This window comes from Mycobacterium avium subsp. avium, assembly GCF_009741445.1.
Taxonomy (GTDB): domain Bacteria; phylum Actinomycetota; class Actinomycetes; order Mycobacteriales; family Mycobacteriaceae; genus Mycobacterium; species Mycobacterium avium.
Map to the genome: position 1 here is coordinate 2,622,217 of NZ_CP046507.1, position 18,075 is coordinate 2,640,291.

General features: G+C 66.2%; 18 protein-coding genes. 13 read left to right on the forward strand and 5 right to left on the reverse strand.

The window, feature by feature from the left end; all coding sequences use genetic code 11:
• The first annotated feature begins 2 nt into the window (after positions 1 to 2).
• Entirely contained in the window at positions 3 to 407 is a 405-nt protein-coding gene (locus MAA44156_RS12185; protein ID WP_023879882.1) for a Zn-ribbon domain-containing OB-fold protein, read from the forward strand.
• Between the two features lie 18 nt (positions 408 to 425).
• Here the strand turns inward: MAA44156_RS12185 and MAA44156_RS12190 are convergent, their stop codons facing one another.
• Positions 426 to 1,949, reverse strand: coding sequence for a class I adenylate-forming enzyme family protein (locus MAA44156_RS12190; RefSeq protein ID WP_009976164.1), 1,524 nt, complete (start codon positions 1,947 to 1,949; stop codon positions 426 to 428).
• Between the two features lie 116 nt (positions 1,950 to 2,065).
• Between MAA44156_RS12190 and MAA44156_RS12195 the strand changes: the two genes are divergently transcribed.
• Entirely contained in the window at positions 2,066 to 2,932 is an 867-nt protein-coding gene (locus MAA44156_RS12195; RefSeq protein ID WP_009956476.1) for an SDR family NAD(P)-dependent oxidoreductase, read from the forward strand.
• 9 nt (positions 2,933 to 2,941) lie between these two features.
• Here MAA44156_RS12195 and MAA44156_RS12200 read toward each other — a convergent pair whose 3' ends face one another.
• Positions 2,942 to 3,775, reverse strand: a complete 834-nt coding sequence (locus MAA44156_RS12200) for an enoyl-CoA hydratase/isomerase family protein (RefSeq protein WP_014379757.1) — start codon at positions 3,773 to 3,775, stop codon at positions 2,942 to 2,944.
• Between the two features lie 92 nt (positions 3,776 to 3,867).
• Here MAA44156_RS12200 and MAA44156_RS12205 point away from each other — a divergent pair, with 92 nt between their 5' ends.
• From MAA44156_RS12205 to MAA44156_RS12255, 11 genes are all read left to right on the forward strand, one after another.
• Positions 3,868 to 5,118: a hotdog family protein gene (locus MAA44156_RS12205; protein WP_009956478.1), complete on the forward strand. Its 1,251-nt coding sequence runs from the start codon at positions 3,868 to 3,870 to the stop codon at positions 5,116 to 5,118.
• 4 nt (positions 5,119 to 5,122) lie between these two features.
• Entirely contained in the window at positions 5,123 to 5,929 is an 807-nt protein-coding gene (locus tag MAA44156_RS12210; RefSeq protein ID WP_009956480.1) for an enoyl-CoA hydratase/isomerase family protein, read from the forward strand.
• A gap of 13 nt (positions 5,930 to 5,942) precedes the next feature.
• On the forward strand, positions 5,943 to 7,190 hold the full coding sequence (locus tag MAA44156_RS12215; RefSeq protein WP_009976161.1) for an acyl-CoA dehydrogenase family protein: 1,248 nt from the start codon (positions 5,943 to 5,945) through the stop codon (positions 7,188 to 7,190).
• Positions 7,187 to 8,002 (forward strand): enoyl-CoA hydratase/isomerase family protein, encoded by an 816-nt coding sequence (locus tag MAA44156_RS12220; protein ID WP_008255430.1) that lies wholly within the window; start codon positions 7,187 to 7,189, stop codon positions 8,000 to 8,002. The genes MAA44156_RS12215 and MAA44156_RS12220 overlap by 4 nt, the downstream gene beginning before the upstream one ends.
• The gene (locus MAA44156_RS12225) at positions 7,999 to 8,799 is read left to right on the forward strand and encodes an enoyl-CoA hydratase/isomerase family protein (RefSeq protein ID WP_009976160.1); all 801 of its coding nucleotides are present in this window, start codon (positions 7,999 to 8,001) and stop codon (positions 8,797 to 8,799) included. The genes MAA44156_RS12220 and MAA44156_RS12225 overlap by 4 nt, the downstream gene beginning before the upstream one ends.
• A complete protein-coding gene (locus MAA44156_RS12230) occupies positions 8,796 to 10,259 on the forward strand; it encodes a class I adenylate-forming enzyme family protein (RefSeq protein WP_009976159.1) in 1,464 nt (487 codons plus the stop codon). The genes MAA44156_RS12225 and MAA44156_RS12230 overlap by 4 nt, the downstream gene beginning before the upstream one ends.
• A gap of 365 nt (positions 10,260 to 10,624) precedes the next feature.
• Positions 10,625 to 11,284, forward strand: coding sequence for a hypothetical protein (locus MAA44156_RS12235; RefSeq protein ID WP_009956485.1), 660 nt, complete (start codon positions 10,625 to 10,627; stop codon positions 11,282 to 11,284).
• 34 nt (positions 11,285 to 11,318) lie between these two features.
• Positions 11,319 to 11,723: a hypothetical protein gene (locus MAA44156_RS12240; RefSeq protein WP_009956486.1), complete on the forward strand. Its 405-nt coding sequence runs from the start codon at positions 11,319 to 11,321 to the stop codon at positions 11,721 to 11,723.
• 1 nt (position 11,724) lies between these two features.
• The gene (locus tag MAA44156_RS12245; protein ID WP_009976158.1) at positions 11,725 to 12,330 is read left to right on the forward strand and encodes an SDR family oxidoreductase; all 606 of its coding nucleotides are present in this window, start codon (positions 11,725 to 11,727) and stop codon (positions 12,328 to 12,330) included.
• Positions 12,327 to 13,085: an SDR family NAD(P)-dependent oxidoreductase gene (locus MAA44156_RS12250; protein WP_009976157.1), complete on the forward strand. Its 759-nt coding sequence runs from the start codon at positions 12,327 to 12,329 to the stop codon at positions 13,083 to 13,085. Before MAA44156_RS12245 ends, MAA44156_RS12250 begins: the two co-directional genes overlap by 4 nt.
• Positions 13,086 to 13,150: 65 nt before the next feature.
• Complete coding sequence (locus tag MAA44156_RS12255; protein WP_009976156.1) at positions 13,151 to 14,335, forward strand: amidohydrolase family protein; 1,185 nt, start codon at positions 13,151 to 13,153, stop codon at positions 14,333 to 14,335.
• 19 nt (positions 14,336 to 14,354) lie between these two features.
• Here the strand turns inward: MAA44156_RS12255 and MAA44156_RS12260 are convergent, their stop codons facing one another.
• The 3 genes from MAA44156_RS12260 to MAA44156_RS12270 are packed head-to-tail and all read right to left on the reverse strand — an operon-like array spanning position 14,355 to position 18,072.
• Entirely contained in the window at positions 14,355 to 15,917 is a 1,563-nt protein-coding gene (locus MAA44156_RS12260; RefSeq protein ID WP_009976154.1) for a class I adenylate-forming enzyme family protein, read from the reverse strand.
• Positions 15,914 to 17,116: an acyl-CoA dehydrogenase family protein gene (locus MAA44156_RS12265; protein ID WP_009976152.1), complete on the reverse strand. Its 1,203-nt coding sequence runs from the start codon at positions 17,114 to 17,116 to the stop codon at positions 15,914 to 15,916. Before MAA44156_RS12265 ends, MAA44156_RS12260 begins: the two co-directional genes overlap by 4 nt.
• Positions 17,113 to 18,072: an acyl-CoA dehydrogenase family protein gene (locus tag MAA44156_RS12270; RefSeq protein ID WP_008255411.1), complete on the reverse strand. Its 960-nt coding sequence runs from the start codon at positions 18,070 to 18,072 to the stop codon at positions 17,113 to 17,115. Before MAA44156_RS12270 ends, MAA44156_RS12265 begins: the two co-directional genes overlap by 4 nt.
• Between the last annotated feature and the right edge of the window lie 3 nt (positions 18,073 to 18,075).

Here is an 18,075-nt window from a genome sequence, read left to right on the forward strand (position 1 = left end):
CGATGACGGCTCCTGATCGCCCCACGATCGACGCCGATGGTCAGGCGTGGTGGTCAGCCACGCAGGACCGGCGGCTGTTGGTGAATGCCTGCCGGTCCTGCGGTCGCAAATCGTTGTACGCCAGGCCGTTCTGTCCGCATTGTTGGGCTGAGGACGTCGAGTTGGCGCCGGCAACCGGTCGCGCGCGGCTCTACACGTGGAGCGTCATCCACCAAAACGCCGCACCTTTCGACGTGCGCATGCCGTACGTGCTGGCGATGGTCGACCTCGAGGAGGGACCGCGGCTGATGACGGTCGTGGAGAATTGCCGCGTCGAAGATTTGCGCGCCGACATGCAATTGGTGATCGCCTTCCGCGACGACGAAGACGGATTCGTCGTCCCGGTCTTCCGTCCCGCTGCCGACTAGGTTCGGCGGCGGGATCTCTCATCCGGTAGTGGCGAGACGGTCGGCGAGCAGCCGCTGCCGCCCGACCGACCGCGCTTCGAGTTTGGCGCGGTCGACTTTGCCGTTGGCGTTGACGGGCAGCGGCTCGTCCCAGAAGACAAGTTCTTCGGGCAGTTTGTATTTCGGCAATCCCTCCGCGCCCAGGGTCCGGGCGATCTCGGCGAGCGAGATCTCGACGCCGGGTTCGAGCACGACCGCCATAGCCAATCGCTCACCGGTGGTGGTATCGGAAACGGAATAAGCGGCGCATTCGCGTATCCCACCGATCCTCGAGACCGCTTCCTCCACTTCGGCGGCCGGGATCTTCAGCCCGTTACGAATCACGATGTCCTTGATCCGGCCGACGATCCGAACCCGGCCGCCGACCACCTCCGCCACATCACCGGTTCGGAACCACTCCCCCTCGAACGCGTATTCGTCGTCCTCGGCGTCGGTGTAACCGAGAAACGTGTGCGGACCCTTGATGCAGCACTCGGTGGGTTCGGACTCGGATCCGACGCGCACGTCGACGTCGCCGAGCGCCACACCGTCGTCGGCATGGCGGATGTCTCGGGGTTCGGTCCGCAGACCGGACGTGCTGACCGGGGTCTCCGAGGATCCATAGGCGCGCATCACAACGATGCCGAACTCGTCTTCGATGCGTTCGACGATCCGCCGGTCCAGCATCGTGCCGCCCAGGTACACCGCGCGTAACGGGACGACGGCGCCGCGCGCCACGGCCTGGTCGAGCATCCGGTCGAGCAGCCGGTCCGGGCCCCCGTACCACGTCGCACCCGCGCTGACCAGGAGGTCGCAGGTCGCCGCCGGGTCCCAGCGATCTTCCAGAATCACTGGAGCCGCCAGCATCGGACCGATGAACAGCGCCTGCAACACCCCGGTGACCGACGCGAGCGGGCTGATCAAGAAGATGCGGTCGTCGGAACCCAGGCCCGCCGCCGCAATGTAATTCGCCGAAGCCTTGGCCAGCGTGCTCAGCGAATGAATCACGCCCTTGGGCCGCGCGGTTGTGCCCGAGGTGTAAAGCACAAGGCACGGATCATCGGCTGACCGCACCGGCCGCGGCGGCCGGGTGGTACCCGTTCGGCCATCGTCACCGAGTTCGATCCAATCGCAGAGGCCGGACAGCTCCGCGTCGGTGATCGTCGCCCAGTTCGGCGCTACGCCGAATCGTGCACCGGTGCGGGTGAGGATGTCGGCGATCTGCGTCGCCCCAGCACTGCGCGGCACGAGCAGAACCACCGCGTCCGCCCGCAGCGCCGCGTGGACCGACACGACTGAGTCCACGTCGTTACCGACTACCACGACGATCGCGCCACCCGGAGCAAGGCCGGCGTCGACCATCGCTCGGGCGGCCGAGTCGATGCGCTTGTCCAGTTCGCCGTAGGTCAGTTCGGCGCCGCGATCCGCGACGGCAACCCGGGCAGGGTGCCGCGCCGCGGTGGGTCCCACCAGGTCGATCGGCTCCGCCGTCCAGAAACCGGCCGCTCGGTAGCGGGGCCGCAATTCTTCGGCTCTGCGGCGCGCATGTCGTAGCAACTCAGCCGGGCCAGTCATGAGCCTCCTCCGACGCCTCAGATGCAAATGGTTGTTCTCGGTTAGGTAAATGTAACCTCTCACCCATGCATTCAATGACTTTCGACAACCAGGTAGCCATCGTCACGGGGGCCGGCGGCGGACTGGGTCGCTGCCATGCACTCGAGCTCGCCCGCCGCGGCGCCCGGGTCGTGGTCAACGACCTGGGCAGTTCGGTGGACGGCGACGGGGCGTCGATATCGGCGGCCCAGGCCGTGGTCGACGAGATCACCGCGGCCGGGGGTACGGCGATCGCCAACGGTGACTCGGTGGCCACCGAGGAGGGCGGTGCGGCGATCGTGGCCGCCGCGCTGGAGGCCTTCGGGCAGGTCGATGTGCTGGTGAACAACGCGGGGATTCTGCGCGACGCGGCGTTCAAGAACATGACCGCCGAGCAGGTCGACGCCGTCATTGCCGTGCACCTCTCCGGCGCATTCAACGTCACGCGGGCGGTGTGGCCGATCATGCGGGCGCAGAATTACGGCCGAATCGTTCAGACGACCTCGGGCACCGGCCTTTTCGGGAATTTCGGTCAAGCCAACTACGGCGCCGCCAAGATGGGCCTGGTCGGCATGATGCACGTTCTCGCGATCGAGGGCGCCCGCAACGGCATCGCCGTCAACGCCATCGCCCCGATAGCGCGGACCCGGATGACGGAAAACATCATGGGTGACGCCGGCAAGGCCATGCATCCCGAGCTCGTCACGCCCGTCGTGGTCTATCTGTGTCATCGGTCGTGCGACCGCACCGCGCACATCTACTCGGTGGGCGCGGGCAAAGTGTCACGCGTGTTCATCGGTGTCACCAAGGGAATCGAGGACACGGCGCTGACCGCGGAGTCGGTGGCGTCGTCTATCGACGAGATCGACGACAGCGCCGCGTTCACCATTCGGGGCGGACCCATCGCGGGCTGACGCGGAAGGTCAGCGGCCGAGGAACTTGGGCTTCCGGCGTTCGGCGAACGACACCAGGCCTTCTTGCAGGTCCGCCGTGCGCGACACCACCTCCTGCGCCCAGGCCTCCTGCTCGAATGCGCGGTGCCGATCCGACTCCGACGACACCGACAGCAGCCGCTTGGTCAGCGTCAGCATCACCGTCGGGCCCGCGGCCAACCGTCCGGCGAGTTCCTCGGCGACCGCGTCGGTGTCGTCCGGCGCGGTCACCCGATTGACCAGTCCCAGCCTTTCGCAGGCGGCCGCGTCGACCGGCTCACCGAGCATCAGTAATTCGGTCGCCTTGCGCAGGCCGACGATCCTCGTCAGGAGGTGGATGGCGCCGGAATCCGGCAGGATTCCACGATGCACAAACGCCTCGACAAGCTTTGCCTCCGTTGACATCACGACGAGATCGGAAGCCAGAACCAAGCTCGCGCCCGCCCCGGCGGCCGTGCCCTTGACCGCCGCGACCACCGGCTTGTCACAGTCGAGAATGGACGCGACCAGCCGCTGCCAGCCCTGCTGAAGCATCCGCGCGATGTCACCCGGACGCTTTTGCACCGGCTCGACGGCGGCCCCGGCGCCCGCCGGTTGCGGTGCGAGGCCGGCCCCGGCGCAGAAGTGCCGGGTGCCGCTGGCGCTCAACAGCACCGCGCGGACGGCGGGGTTGTCATTGGCCCGTACGAATGCTTCGGTTAGTGCGTCACGCGCCAACGGAGACAACGAGTTTCCCGTTTCCTGGCGATCTATTGTCACCCGCGCGACGCCGTCGGCGCCGATCGCACACACGATTCCGGATGCTTGTTCTGACATCTCGTTCACCCCTGCGTTAACAGCGTTTCCGTTTTTCGGGTATCTTAATTTCCACCTTGTCCGGGCGACGACACGGGCCGCCACAACGAGGAGGCAATCCGATGGGGCAGACGGGGCGGATCACCGACGAGGGATTGGCCAGGTTGCGGGCTACCATCGGCATTGCCGTCCCGCACACGCAGCCACCGCACTACTACCGCCCCAACGAGGACACGTTTCGTCACGTCGCCGAAAGCTACGGTGACGCCAACCCGCTGTGGGCCGATCCCGAATACGCCGCGAAGTCTGTATGGGGAGAGTCTGTGGCCCCACCCGCCCTCGTTGGCGGCGACACGCTGATCGGGGAGGACGAAGTCACGACACTCTCGGACGAGGACCGCGCACTGACCAAGGGCGATCCACTGCGCGGGGTGCATGCCTTCTACGCCTCATCTGCTCGGGAATGGTGGGCGCCGCTGCGCGCCAACCACCGCGTCTTCAGGCGCAATGCCCTGGTGGCCGCGCTCGACAAGAGCAGTGAGTTTGCCGGCCGCGCCATCCACGAATGGTCCGCCCAGGTGTTCCGCGACGACGAGGGCACGATCTTGGGAGGCCAGTACCGCAACATGATTCGCACCGAGCGCAGCAAGGCGCGGGGCCGGAAGAAATACGAAGCCGTCCAACTCAAGACGTGGACCGCTGACGAGATCGCCGAGCTCGACGAACGCTACGGGCGCGAAAGCCCGCGCGGCGCCGAGCCGCGGTGGTGGGAAGACGTCGACGAAGGCGACGATTTGGGGTCGCTGACAAAGGGCCCGCTGACGGTCACCGACATGGTCTGCTGGCACGTCGGCATGGGTATGGGCATGTACGGTGTGCGTCCGTTGAGACTGGCGTGGCGGAACCGGCAGCGCATCCCCCGCTTCTACACGCCCAACGAGTACGGCGTCCCCGATGCCCAGCAACGCGTGCACTGGGAGCCCGACGCCGCGCGCAACGCGGGCAATCCCACCACGTTCGACTACGGGCGCATGCGCGAGACGTGGTTGATCCACTTGTGCACGGACTGGATGGGTGATGACGCCTGGCTGTGGAAGCTCGATTGCGAGTTTCGTCTGTTCAATTACGTCGGCGACGTCCACACCGTCACCGGTACCGTCGTCCGCAAGTACCTCGCCGACGGTGAACGCCCCGCCGTCGACCTCGAACTCGCGGCGACCAACCACCGCGGCCAGATCACCGCGCCGGGACACGCGACCATCCTGCTGCCCAGCCGCGACCGAGGGCCCGTGCGCCTGCCCGACCCGCCGGGCGGCGCGACGAACCTCGGCGAATTGCTGACCGCCGTAACGGAACAGTTCGCCGAGCGCTGAGCACATGAGTTACCGCAGTGTTCCCGGCCTTCTGGCCGAACAGCAGGGCCCGACCCTGCGGCTGACCCTCGACCGCGCCGAACGCCGTAATGCCGTCAACGACGCGATGCTGGACGCGATGATCGGTCATCTGGTCGATGCCGGCACCGACGAATCGGTGCGGGTCATCAGGATCGACGCCACCGGACCGGATTTCTGCGCGGGCGCGGACCTGATCGCCAACAACGCAAAATCCGAACGGAAACCACGCGTGGGCAGCACGCAGCGCCGCCTACCGAACAAGGCAAATCGGCTGATTCCGTTGATGCTTCAGACGCAGGTGCCCATTGTCGCCGTGGTCCGAGGTTGGGCGATCGGCCTGGGCTTCCACATCGCGCTGGCATCAGACTTCTGCGTCGCCGCCGACGACGCCCGGTTCTGGGAGCCGTTCATGGCGCGCGGCTTCACCCCCGACAGCGGCGCAGCCTGGTTACTGCCACGACTCATCGGATTGGTACGCACCCGACAGCTGCTGATGCTCGGCCGGGAAATCGACGGAACGTGCGCCGCCGAGTGGGGCATCATCCACGGCGCCTGCGCATCCGACGAATTGCCCTCGGTGGCCGAACAACTCGTCAGAGAACTGGGTGAAGCGCCCACGGTTTCGCTCGGACTCACCAAGTGGTTGCTGCACAGCGCCAACGGCCTCGACCTTGACCGCCATCTCCAGAACGAGGCATTGGCACTCGAATTGTCGAGTCGTAGTGAGGATTTCAAGGAAGGCTTGGCGGCCTTCCGCGACAAACGCGGTGCAGCATTCAAGGGCCGCTGAAGAGGTTGAGATCATGACGCAACTACCGATCCGCCCTGACACGCCGGTCGACGATGCGGTCGCGGCGGTGCGGCAGTGGATCGAGGCCGAGGTTCCGGCCGCCTGGCGCTCGGCCGCGGCCAAGGACCCCGCGACCATGCGGGCGGTCCGCAGCCCTGCGGATTACCAACAGTGGTATCCGACCTTCGCCGAATCCGGCCTAGTCGTACCCACGTGGGCGCGTGAACACGGCGGCCTGGGTGCTGGCAACGAAGTCGCGCGCGCGATCGACGAGGTGCTCCGCCCGCTTCGCCTGACGCGTCTGAATCCCTTGGGGCTCAACAATGCGGCGGCAGCATTGTTCAGCCACGGTACCGAGGATCAGCGGCTGCGCTTCCTGCCGCCGATCGTGCGCAACGAGGAGAAGTGGTGCCAGCTCTTCAGCGAGCCTGGCGCTGGCTCCGACCTCGCGTCGTTGGCCACCCGCGCAGTGCGCGACGGTGATTCCTGGGTGATCTCCGGTCAGAAGGTGTGGACCACGTGGGCCGATCAGGCGGATTTTGCGATCCTGTTGGCGCGGACGGATCCCGAACAGCCCAAGCACAAGGGCATCACGTACTTCCTGCTCGACATGCACCAGCCGGGCGTCGAGGTGCGAACGCTTCGCCAGATCACCGGCGAGGCCGAATTCAACGAGGTCTTCCTCGACGGAGCGCGGGTGCCCGACGTCCACCGCGTCGGCGCCGTCAACGACGGCTGGCGCGTGAGTGCGTCGACGCTGTCCAGCGAGCGACAGATGGTGTCGGGTTCGGGCTCGGGTGGGATGGGCCGCCTCGGCGGGTCGAGCGCCGAACGACTGATCATCCTCGCCAGGGAGACCGGACGCTGGGCAGATCCCGTGATCAGGAACAAGGTGATGCGCTTGTGGGCGCAAGAGCGGGTACGCGGCTGGACCAATGAGCGCGTGCGCGCAGCGCTTTCGGCCGGCCAGTCCCCCGGCGCGGCCTCGTCGATCGGCAAGGTGCACCAGGCCACCATCAATCAGCAGATCCAGGACCTCATGGTCGATCTGCTGGGCACGGATGCGATCGCCTGGCCTGCCCACGACGATCCGGACGCTCTGCCGCGGGATGTGCAAGGCATGATGCGCAGCCTCGCCAACGGCACCGAGGGCGGCACCACCGACATCAACAAGAACATCCTCGGCGAACGCGTGCTCGGCTTGCCGAAGGAGCCGGACCCCTGGAAGGGCAAGCCCTGGAAGGACATTCCCCGTTCGTGAGCGCCTATGAACGCTTGATCGTGTCCAAGGCCGACGGGATCGGCTGGTTGATCCTCGACCGGCCCGAGGCGGGCAACGCCTTCGACGCGCTGATGCTCGACGAGCTCGAGGCCGCCTGGGCCGACCTCGATACCGATCCGGACGTCAAGGTGATCGTCAACGCCGCCAACGGCAGGGCGTTCTGTACCGGGATGGACGTGGTCCAGGTCGCGCGGGACAAGGCGGCCATGCGACGACACTCCCGCCGAACCAGGGATGCCGAGCTGAAGATCTCGTCCTGGCACTGCGACGTGTGGAAACCGGTGATCGCCGCGGTCAACGGGGTGTGCGCGGGAGGGGGCCTGCATCTGGTCGCAGACGCCGACATCGTCATCGCCGCCGAGCAGGCGTCCTTCACCGACCCCCACGTCTCCATCGGGCAGGCCGTCGCGTACGAGGCGATCACGCTGCTGCGCAAGTCGCCGATGGAGGCCGTTCTGCGAATGACACTGAGCGGCAAGGGTGAACGCATCTCGGCGCAGCGTGCCTACCAGTTGGGCATTGTGTCCGAGGTGGTGCCGGCCGATCAGCTCCGCGCGGCGGCGGGCCGTCTCGCGGCCGCGATCGCCACGAATTCGCCGACCGCGATACGCACCACGAAGAAGGCGCTCTGGCACAGTTTGGAAGTCGGAATGACGCAGGCGCGCAGCGACGCCGCCGAGGAGATCTGGCGGCTCCGCAATCACCCCGATCATGCCGAGGGTGTCCGGGCGTGGCGCGAGAAGCGTGCGCCGCAGTGGCAACCGCTGCCCGACGTAGCGGAGGTTCCATGACATACCACAGACTCATCGTTGAACGACGGGGTCCCGTCGGATGGATCATCAACGACCGCCCTGACCGTCTCAATGCCTACGACGCCGTGATGCGCGAGGAATTTCCCAGGGCGTGGGCGGAATTGAACGCCGATCCCGACGTCCGCGTCATCGTGCACACCGGGAACGGCCGGGCGTTTCAGGTGGGCGCCGATGTCGAGGACCTCGACGGCGAGGCCGTGCTGCAATTCCAGGAGACCATGCGCACACTGGATCTGAAGCTGAGCGCCTGGCACTGCAATGTCGAGAAGCCGGTCATCACTGCCGTCAATGGGGTGTGCGCGGGCGGCGGGCTGCACTGGGTGGCTGACGCCGACATCGTCATCGCGTCGTCGGATGCGGCCTTCGTCGACCCCCACGTCTCGATCGGTCAGGTCAGCGCGCTGGAGACCATCGCACTGATGCGAAAGATGCCCGCCGAAGCGGTGTTACGGATGGCACTCGTCGGGAGTCACGAACGGCTCACCGCCCAGCGCGCGTACGAACTCGGCATGATCAGCCAGGTGATCGACCCGCCCGACAAGCTGCGTGACGCCGCCCAGGAGCTCGCCGAGAAGATCGCCAAGAATTCGCCCTCGGCGATGCGCGCCACCAAACGGGCACTATGGGGCGCGCTCGAATACGGCCTCACCGATGCGTGCCGCGAAGGTGCGAAACACCTGACATCGATGTGGGGCCATCCGGACCAGAACGAGGGCCCCCTGGCCTTCGCGGACAAGCGAACTCCGAACTGGGCTCCCCTGGAGGATGATTCGTGAACCTCGCAACGCTGCTGGACGGTCTACCCGACGTCGCGGTGCACACGGTCGGCGCCGAGGTATCCCGTGACGAGCTGTCGGCCAGTGCCCAGCGACTCGGCAAGCTGCTCGCCGAGTCCGGGCTGGCGACGGGACAGGTCGTCGCCGCGATGCTGCCCAACGACGCCACCACCATCGCCGCGCTGTTCGGCACGTGGCACGCCGGCGGCGTGTACACACCGCTAAACCCCAGGGCGGCCGATCCCGAGATCCTCGCCCAGCTGGAAACGCTGCGCCCCGTTGCCATCATCACGACCCCCGCACTCGCACAACGTTTCTCGACTCATCACCTGCCCGTAATCACCGGCGAGGCGCTGTCGTGGACCAGGGTCGCGTCGTCAGGCCACTCGGCCGGCGAGCCGTGCTACGACGACGACGTCGCGCTGCTGCAGTTCACTTCCGGCACCACGGGACCGCCGAAGCCGGTGCCGCTTCGTCACAGCACGGTGCTCGATCTGATCGACCGGCTGCTGGCCAAACTTCGCGGCACGAAACCTGGCTTGGAAAATGCGTCGGCCCCACCGAAGAGGCCCCCCATGCCGAACCTGGTGCCCTTGTCGTTGTCGCTGTGGGCCGGCATCTACCAGGTGCTGTTCGCGTTCCGGGCCGGTTCGGGCGTCGTGCTGATGGACCGGTTCTCACCGACGGATTTCGCCGCGCTGGTCCGGCGCCACCAGCTGCGATCCACGGTGCTGCCGCCCGCGGCGCTGACCATGGTTCTGCACGACGACTCGCTGGCCGACCTCTCGCCACTGAAGATCGTGCGGTCGATCACCGCTCCCCTGTCGCCCGTGCAGGCGCGCCGGTTCCGGGACAAATTCGGGGTGATAGTGCTGAACTCCTACGGCCAGACCGAACTCGGGGGTGAGGTGGTGGGCTGGTCGGCCGCCGACGCCCGGGAGTGGGGCGAGACCAAACTGGGTTCGGTCGGCAGGCCGCTGCCCGGCATCGACGTCACAATCGCCGACGACGAGGTGATGGTCCGCACGCCCACGACGGCCGCCCGGAAGATCGATCCAGCCTTCCTGGACCGGCTGACCGACGACGGCTGGTTCCACACCGGCGACCTCGGGTGGTTCGACGACGACGGCTTTCTGTGGCTCGACGGCCGAGTATCGGACATGATCAATCGTGGTGGCCTCAAAGTGTTTCCCGGCACGGTAGAGGACGTCCTGCTGGCCGCCGATGGGGTGCGCGAAGCCGCCGTCGTCGGCGTTCCGGACGAGCGGCTCGGGGAGGTGCCGTGGGCGTTCGTCGTCAGAGGCGATGAGTCGGTCTCCGAGGCCGGCCTCGTGTCGTGGTGTCGAGAGCGTCTGACGCCCTACCGGGTTCCGGTACGCATCGTGTTCGTCGAACAGCTGCCCCGCAACGATGTCGGCAAGGTGGTCAAGCGCGACCTCGCTGCGCTCGCGGACGTGTGACCCTGTCCCTCCAACGCCTACGCGACGAAAACGATTGTTCTCATTTCTGAGAGTGATGTTAACGTTTGGTGGCAAGTTTCACCCCGCTAGGAGGGTCTCATGTGGCAGGAACTGGTCCGAGTGGCTGTGACCTGGGCAGTGATGTGTGGCCTTGTCGCATTCTTCTACTGGATGCTGGCCAACATCGGCACCTTCTGATAGACGCAGGAGACACAGTGGACGAGCAGGATCGACGACGCAAACGTGGATTGATCGCGTTCCAGGTCTTCATCTACGGAGTGCTGATCGCGATGTTCGCGATCCAGCTCCAGATGTATCTCACGAGGGATTGGTGATCAATGACGAGTCCAACCCGATCGCCCGCCATGGACGAGCACGAGGCACAAACGCGTGAGATGCAACGGCGCGCGGATCGATGGTGCATCGCCGGCACCGCGCTCATGGGCACCCTCGTCCTCGGCATCGTCGGCCTGCCCATATTTTGCCGAGGGATCTATCTGTTGAGAAAGGCGCAGCGCGACGGGCTGTCGGTTCGGCCAATGATGGTCACGCTCATCGGATACGTCATCATCCTCGACGCCGCGCTCAACAGCATCGGCTGGGCGCTCGATTTATTCGCCAACCACGCCCTGATCACCCGCACGGTCTTCACCGCATGGGGCAACCTCATCGACGCCGGCTACTTCTGGCACTACAACGAACTCTGGATCGGCGGAGCCGCTGCGCCAGGCGAGAAGGCCTGGGTCATGGTCTGCGTGCTGATCGCGTTTCCCATGCGCATCGCCGCCGCCATCGGGCTGCTCCAAATGAGACGCTGGGGCCACCAGTGGACGATCGTGACGTGCTGGTTCGGAGTGATCGTGTGGACCGGCTACATCCTCAACATGACGATGTACGCCGACGTCCGCTATACGGCAGTCGGGCTACCGGTTCTCGGGTGGTGGGCATTCAACATCTTCTACGTGACGCCGTTCCTCGCGATCCCGTACCTGCACACCGTCAACCGAGAGATCTTTTCCGACTAGCACCGAAGGAGGGACCGCCGTGTCTAATTCCAGTGTGGGGACCGAGGATTCGGTCGAGCCGTTGCCGGTCGGAACCACCCCGACGTGGGCGCGAATGCACAAATGGCTCAAACGCGGGCTGTACGTCTGCCTGTTCGGGCTGGTCATCGAGGGCTCGTTGACCGTACCTGTGATGGCGGTCTGGTACGGCTGGCCGACGCTATCGCTGACCGAGATCTGCAGTGAGCTCATGAAGGTGCGCTTCTCCGACGACAGTCTCCAGTGCCAACAGCCCTATCCACTCGGTGGGCCCCCGTTCGGGGGAGCACCCGAAGCGGCCGGCCAGCACACCGCCCGCGACGACTGGGGCATCCAACCCAAACCCCGGTACGTACGTATCGGGTTCAGGGAGTTGGTGAAAATTCACGATGACCGCCTAGCGCGCCAGCCGAGTCGATGACGTGGCGTCGTCCACAGTCGTCTTGGGCGCGGCCGACGGTCTGGCGCGCGAGCTGGCAGACGGACTCGACGGCATCGTCGCGGTACCCGGACGTGGGCTGGCATCGGGCATCACCGGAGCGGTCGTAGTCGTCGGTACCGATCCGGCCCCGCGGCCGTCCGACGCGGCCGGCCTCAGTGGCGAGGAATGGGATCACATCGTCGACGGGATGATGTGGCCCGCCCTCGCTGCACTCCAGCGGGCACGGTCCGCGTTAGCACCGCACGGGGGACGAATCGTCGTTGTCGTGCCGACAATCGGCATGGCGGGCGCGGCCCGACTGGTGGCGTACACCACCGCAGTGGAAGGCATCCGCGCGATGGCGAAATCCGCTGCGCGGCAATGGAAGCGCGAAGACGTGTCCGTCAACCTGGTCGCGGCCCCTCTGCGACTGTTCACGCCCGAGATGGACTCTTTTACCGCGCACCTCACCACGGCTGTGGTCCACGACGATTCGACGCTTCTCCACACCGTCGTCGAGGCGGTGAAATTCCTCTTGCGGCCGGATATCGATCACCTCGTCGGCGAGACGATCGTCGCCGACGGAGGGGCGGTGATGCTGCCATGAGCCTGCACGGTCTCACCGCGCTGGTGACTGGTTCGGGCGCCGGGGTTGGCCGCGGCATCGCCATGGCTCTCGCCTCGGCCGGGGCGCACGTCGTCGTCGCCACCCGGTCCGAAACGGGATTGGCCGTCGCGGAGGAAATCACCGCGCGGGGCCACGATGCGACGTGGGCACGATGCGATGTGACCGACGGTGACGCAGTGGCGGGCGCGATACAGCTGTCCCTGGCGACCACCGGTCGGCTCGATGCCGTGGTGCACAACGCCACGAGCAACGCCTCGAGCCAGCCGCACCAACTGGCTGATGTCGATCGTTCCGTTTGGGGCGACCACTACTCGGTGTCACTTCGTGGAGCGCACTTCTGCGCCGTTTCAGTATTTCCCGCGTTGAAGAAGCGGGGCGGCACCTTCCTCGTCATGACCTCACCCGCCGGCATCGAAGGCAGCGCGACCCTGCCGCTCTACGCCACAATGAAGGGCGCGTTGCGCGGTTTCGCCAAGAGCCTCGCGCGGGAATGGGCCCCTCACGGCATCACGGTGAATGTTGTTTCACCGCTGGCATATTCACCCGCGATGACCTTGGCGATAAGCGCCGAGCCGGCGATGGAGGAAAGGCTGGCACGCCGAATCCCGCTGGGACGCATCGGAGACCCCGAAAGCGATATCGGCTCAGCCGTGGCATACCTTATCGGTCCCGCCGCTCGCTACGTCACCGGGCAAACCCTCGGTGTCGATGGCGGCCATTTCATGAACCTCTGAGCCCGTTCGCTGCAGATACCAACGTTCGCTATGATTGAGAATCAATATTCTCACGCCTGCTGGAGGTGCTGGTGAGCGACGACAAAGCGTTTGAGGTCTGGGACGCCGACAACCACATGTACGAGACGATCGACGCCTACACGCGATATCTGCCGGAGAAATACGCCGAGGCGCTGAAATTCATCGACGTCAACGGGCGCAAGAAGTTGCAGATCTTGGGCACGGTCACGGAGTGCATCCCCAACCCGACATACGAGGTGATCCCCACACCCGGCGCCTGGTCCGATTACTTCCGGGGCATAAACCCAGAGGGCAAGACGTTGCGGGAGCTCGCCGAACCGATCCGCTGCCCCGATGAGTTCAGGCGGCCCGACCTACGCCTGGCGCTGATGGACCGGCAGGGCGTCTACGGCGCCGTGATGTTCCCGACGACAGCGGGCATGCTCGAAGAACGGACCAAATCCGACACCGAGCTCACCCACGTGGTCGCGCATGCGTTCAATCGGTGGTTACTCGACGACTGGACATTCAACTACCAGGACCGGATCTTCCCCGTTCCTGCGATCTCGCTGAACGATCCCGCGCTGGGCGTGCAGGAACTCGAATGGTGCCTGAACAATGGCGCCCGGACGGTATTGATCCGGCCGGCACCCGTTCCGCGCGAGGACGGCACGTCGCGGTCACCGGCGCTGCCGGAGTTCGACGATTTCTGGCGACTGGTCGAGAATTCGGGTATCTCGGTGCAGATGCACAACTCGGACTCCGGCTATGAGCGCTACGTCGACGACTGGGAGGAAGCTACGGAGTTCAACGGATTCGCGCTGAGCAAGCTGCGGGGTTTCATCTACGAGGAGAGCCGAAACATCTTCGACACGCTCGCGGCGTTCATCGCGCACGGGGTGTTCGAGCGGTTCCCAGGGCTGCGCATCGGCGTGGTCGAGAACGGCGGGTCGTGGGCGCAGCGCCTGATGGACGTGTTCGACCGCGTATACCGCAAGAGGCCATACGACTTCAGCGAGCATCCCTGCGATGTCTTCCGCAGACACGTGTGGATCAATCCGTTCCACGAGGAGGACATGTCGCACCTCGTCGACATCCTGGGTGCGGATCGGGTGATGTTCGGCTCGGACTACCCGCACCCCGAGGGGCTGGCCGAGCCCGCGGATTTCGTCAAGGAACTCGAGGATCTTCCGGAGGACACTAGGGCACGAGTGATGGGCGGCAACCTCAAGGAGCTCATCGGCGTCTAGCCGGGCCCGATGAAGTGCTTCAGCCGAACCGCGCCCGCAGCTCGGTCTTGAGGACCTTGCCGGTGCTATTCCGGGGCAGCGCATCCACGATTTCGAGTCGTTCGGGCGTTTTGTGCTTGCTCAGTCCCCGCGCTTGACAGTGTTCGAAGACCGACGAAAGCGTCACCGCCACACCCGGGCGCGCGACGACGACGGCGCAAACACGCTCGCCGGTCCGCTCATCCGGCACCCCGATGATCGCCACGTCGGCCACCGCCGGGTGGCTGGCCAGGACACCCTCGACCTCCAAGGCCGAGATGTTCTCCGCATTGCGGATGATCGCATCCTTGATCCGGCCGGTGACGACGACGTTGCCGTCGTCGTCGATGCGGCCCAGATCTCCTGTGCGGAACCATCCTTCGGCGTCGAACGCGTGGGCATCCAGAGTTGCGTCGACGTAGCCGAGGAAGCACTGCGGCCCCTTGAGCCGCAACTCCCCCTCCGTGCCACGCGACACCTGCTGTCCAGCTTCGTCGACGACCCGTACCGCAACGCCGGGCACCGGTTTGCCGACGGTGTGATCCAGCAGCTCCGCCGGACCGTTCGGCGCCTGAGAGGTGGCGACCGGAAATTCGGTCAAGCCCCACGCATTGGCCACGCCGTCGACCGAAAGCGTTTGTCGCACTTGGTGACCGAGCTCGGCGGTGATTGGCGCACCCCCTCCGACGCAGCCCCGCAGATCGGGGTAGAGCGGTTCGTCGCCATGCTTCGCCTGCGCCGCCATGAAGGCGACGAAGAAAGGCGTCGCGCTGCCCAGCAGAGTCGGGCGGTGCGCCGCGATGGCGACAGGGGTCTCGACGGGGTCGAAGGCGTCGAACAGCACCAGCTTCATCCCGGTGAGCAGGGCCGCGGAGAGCATCGCGGCGCCTCCGATGTGCGAAACCGGAAACGCGATCGGGTTGACGTCGCGACTGGACGCCCCGACGATCCCGATGACCCCTGCCGAACCGGCGATGACCGACCGGTCGCAGTGCCGCGCCCCTTTCGGTGCCGCCGTCGTGCCCGACGAATAGTAGATCCACCGCGGTTCCTCGCCGCCGCTCGGCGGTGGAGGCAGCTCTTTTGGTTCCCCCACCGGCAGCCGAAGCCCGCCGGTGACGGGTGCGTCGTGGTCGACGACCACGACGGACATGGGCCGCTCACCGGCACGTTCACGGGCGAGCTGATACGCGAGCGCGGTGTGGTCGAAGTCGCGCCACAATCCCGGGACGATGATGACTTCGGTCCCGAGTTGTGCTGTCACAAACCGCAGTTCGCTCTCCCGCCATATCGGCAGCACCGGGTTCTGCACCGCACCGAGGCGCGCCAGCGCCGTCATGACGACCATCGTCTCCAGCGTGGTCGGCAGTTGCCAGGACACCACCGTGCCCGCACCGATCCCCCGCTGCGCCAGCGCCGCCGCACAAGTCAGTGCGGAGTCCCGCAGCTGCGCGCACGACAGGCTGCGCCCATAGTCGTCCGCGAGGACAACCCAGTCGGGGTGCGCCCGCGCGGCGGTCTCCACCAGGGACCAGTAGGTCTGCGCCGCAGGACGTGAGGTCATCGGCTCGGCAGGTGCAGTCGGCGCTTGGCAAGAATGTTGCGCATCATCTCCGAACTGCCGCCCGAAATCGTGTAGGCGCGCGACCACAACCAGCATTCCCGCAACCGTTGTTTGGCGTTCTGCACCTCCGGGTCCGCGACCCCGGCGACGGTCGCGGACGCCGCCAACTGGGCGCCGTAAGCCGCGACGCGGTGGTATGTCTCCGCAAAACTCAACTTCGCGATCGAGCCGTCACCCGGTCGTTCGTCGCCCGATGTCAGCCGCTCCACGTGATCGTCGATGAACGCCTTGGCCACTTCGACCTCCACGGCCAACTCGGCGACCTTCTGGCGTATGTCGGCGGACTCCAGCGCGGGTGTGCCGTCGACCTGCGCGTGGCGGGCCACGACGACCAGATCATCGATCAACAGTTCCAGCAGAACGACGTTTCCACCGATGCCGAATCGTTCAAAGTCCAGGCCCGCCATGATGATTGACCAGCCGTCGCCCGCTGCGCCGATCAGGCTCTCGGCACCGACGCGGACTCCGGTGAGGAAGACCTCATTGACCTCGATCGCATCACCGATCGTGCGGATCGGACGAACCTCGACGCCGTCTGCCGAGAGCGGCACGGCGAAGACCGACAGGCCGTGGTGGCGCGACGACGCCGGGTCGGTGCGCATCAGAGCGAGGCCCATGTCGGCCCAGTGGCCGTCGGTGATCCAGGTCTTCTGCCCGTCGAGGCGCCAGCTGCCGTCGTCTTGCCGCGTACCGCGGCTGCGCACTCCGGCGATGTCGCTGCCGGCGTCGGGCTCGCTGAGCAACTGGCACCAGACATGTTCGCTGCGCCGAATCGATGGCAGCAGCATTCGTTTCTGCTCGTCGGACCCGAAGTGCAGAAGGACATGGGCGGCCAGGTTCACCTGGTCCACCGGGCGCGGCGCGCGGGCGCGCAGGATCTCCTCGCTCACGATGCGGTCGTGCAGCGGGTGGTAGTCGTCGCGACCGCCGTATTCGACCGGCCAGTCCGCACCGGCAAACCCCGCCTCGAACAAGCCGGCGAACCACGTGCGCAACAGGGCTTCCTGCTCGGCGGTCTCGGGCGCTCGGTGGCCTTCGCGCGCCTCGATCGCCGGTGCGTGTTCGGCGATGTGTGCCCTGACGCGATGCCTGAACTCGGTCAGCTGCGCCTCGGTGGGCCGGTTGACGAAAGCGCTCACCAGCCGGACACCTCCGCCAGCAGCGCGCGACTCGACCGCGCCGTGCCGATCAGGTGAGAGTTGGTGAAGACGCGACGCAGTTCGTAGTGCAGCGGGTACTCCCAAGTGAATCCGATGCCGCCAGACAGTTGCATGCATTCGTCCACGGCGGCCGATGCTTTCGCCGCCACGAACGCGTGCGCGGCCGCCGCCAGGGCGGTCGCCCTTTCGTCGCCGGAGGCTATGGCGCGCGCCGCTTTCATGATGACGGCCCGGGCTTTGACCTCGAAGACCAGCAGCTCGACGAGCCGGTGCTGAATCGCTTGGAAGCTCGCGATCGGCGCCCCGAACGCCACGCGCTCCCGCAGGTATGCCGTCAGACGTTCAAGGGTCATCGAGGCGGCGCCCAAGGAGTCGGCGGAAACGAGCAGCCGAGCCACGGCCATCAGCTCTGTGGCCCTGCCGGGCGGCCCGATCAGGGTGCTGGGCGCGTCGGTGAGGTCGATACGCCAGACCGTTCTGGTGACGTCGAGCAAGTCGCCGTCCAGCACCGTCCGCGCGGGATCCGGGTCACGAATCAGGTGAATTCCGTTGCGTCCCAGAAGCACAATGATGTCGACTTCATTGCCGCGAATGATCCGTGCGGAGGCGTCCGCGGCGGCGAAGCCCGCTACCGTCGTGCCGGCGAGCAGACCGGGGAGCAACTGTTCCCTCACATCGGCGGGCGCCGAGGCAAGCGCGCCGGCCGACATTGTGGTACCGAACCATGCCGACCTGTCGTTCGCTCGTCCGAGTTCTTCGGCTATGACGCACGTTTCGACGGGACGCCAGCCTGCGCCACCCGCCTCCTCACCGACGAGCAGCGCGGTCCAGTCCATCGCGGCAAGGTCCTTGACGGATTCCTTTTCGCCGCGCTCGGCCAAAAACTCCCGCGCAGACCCGCGCAGCAGGTCGAGGTCGACGTCGTCGTCTGCCATCGG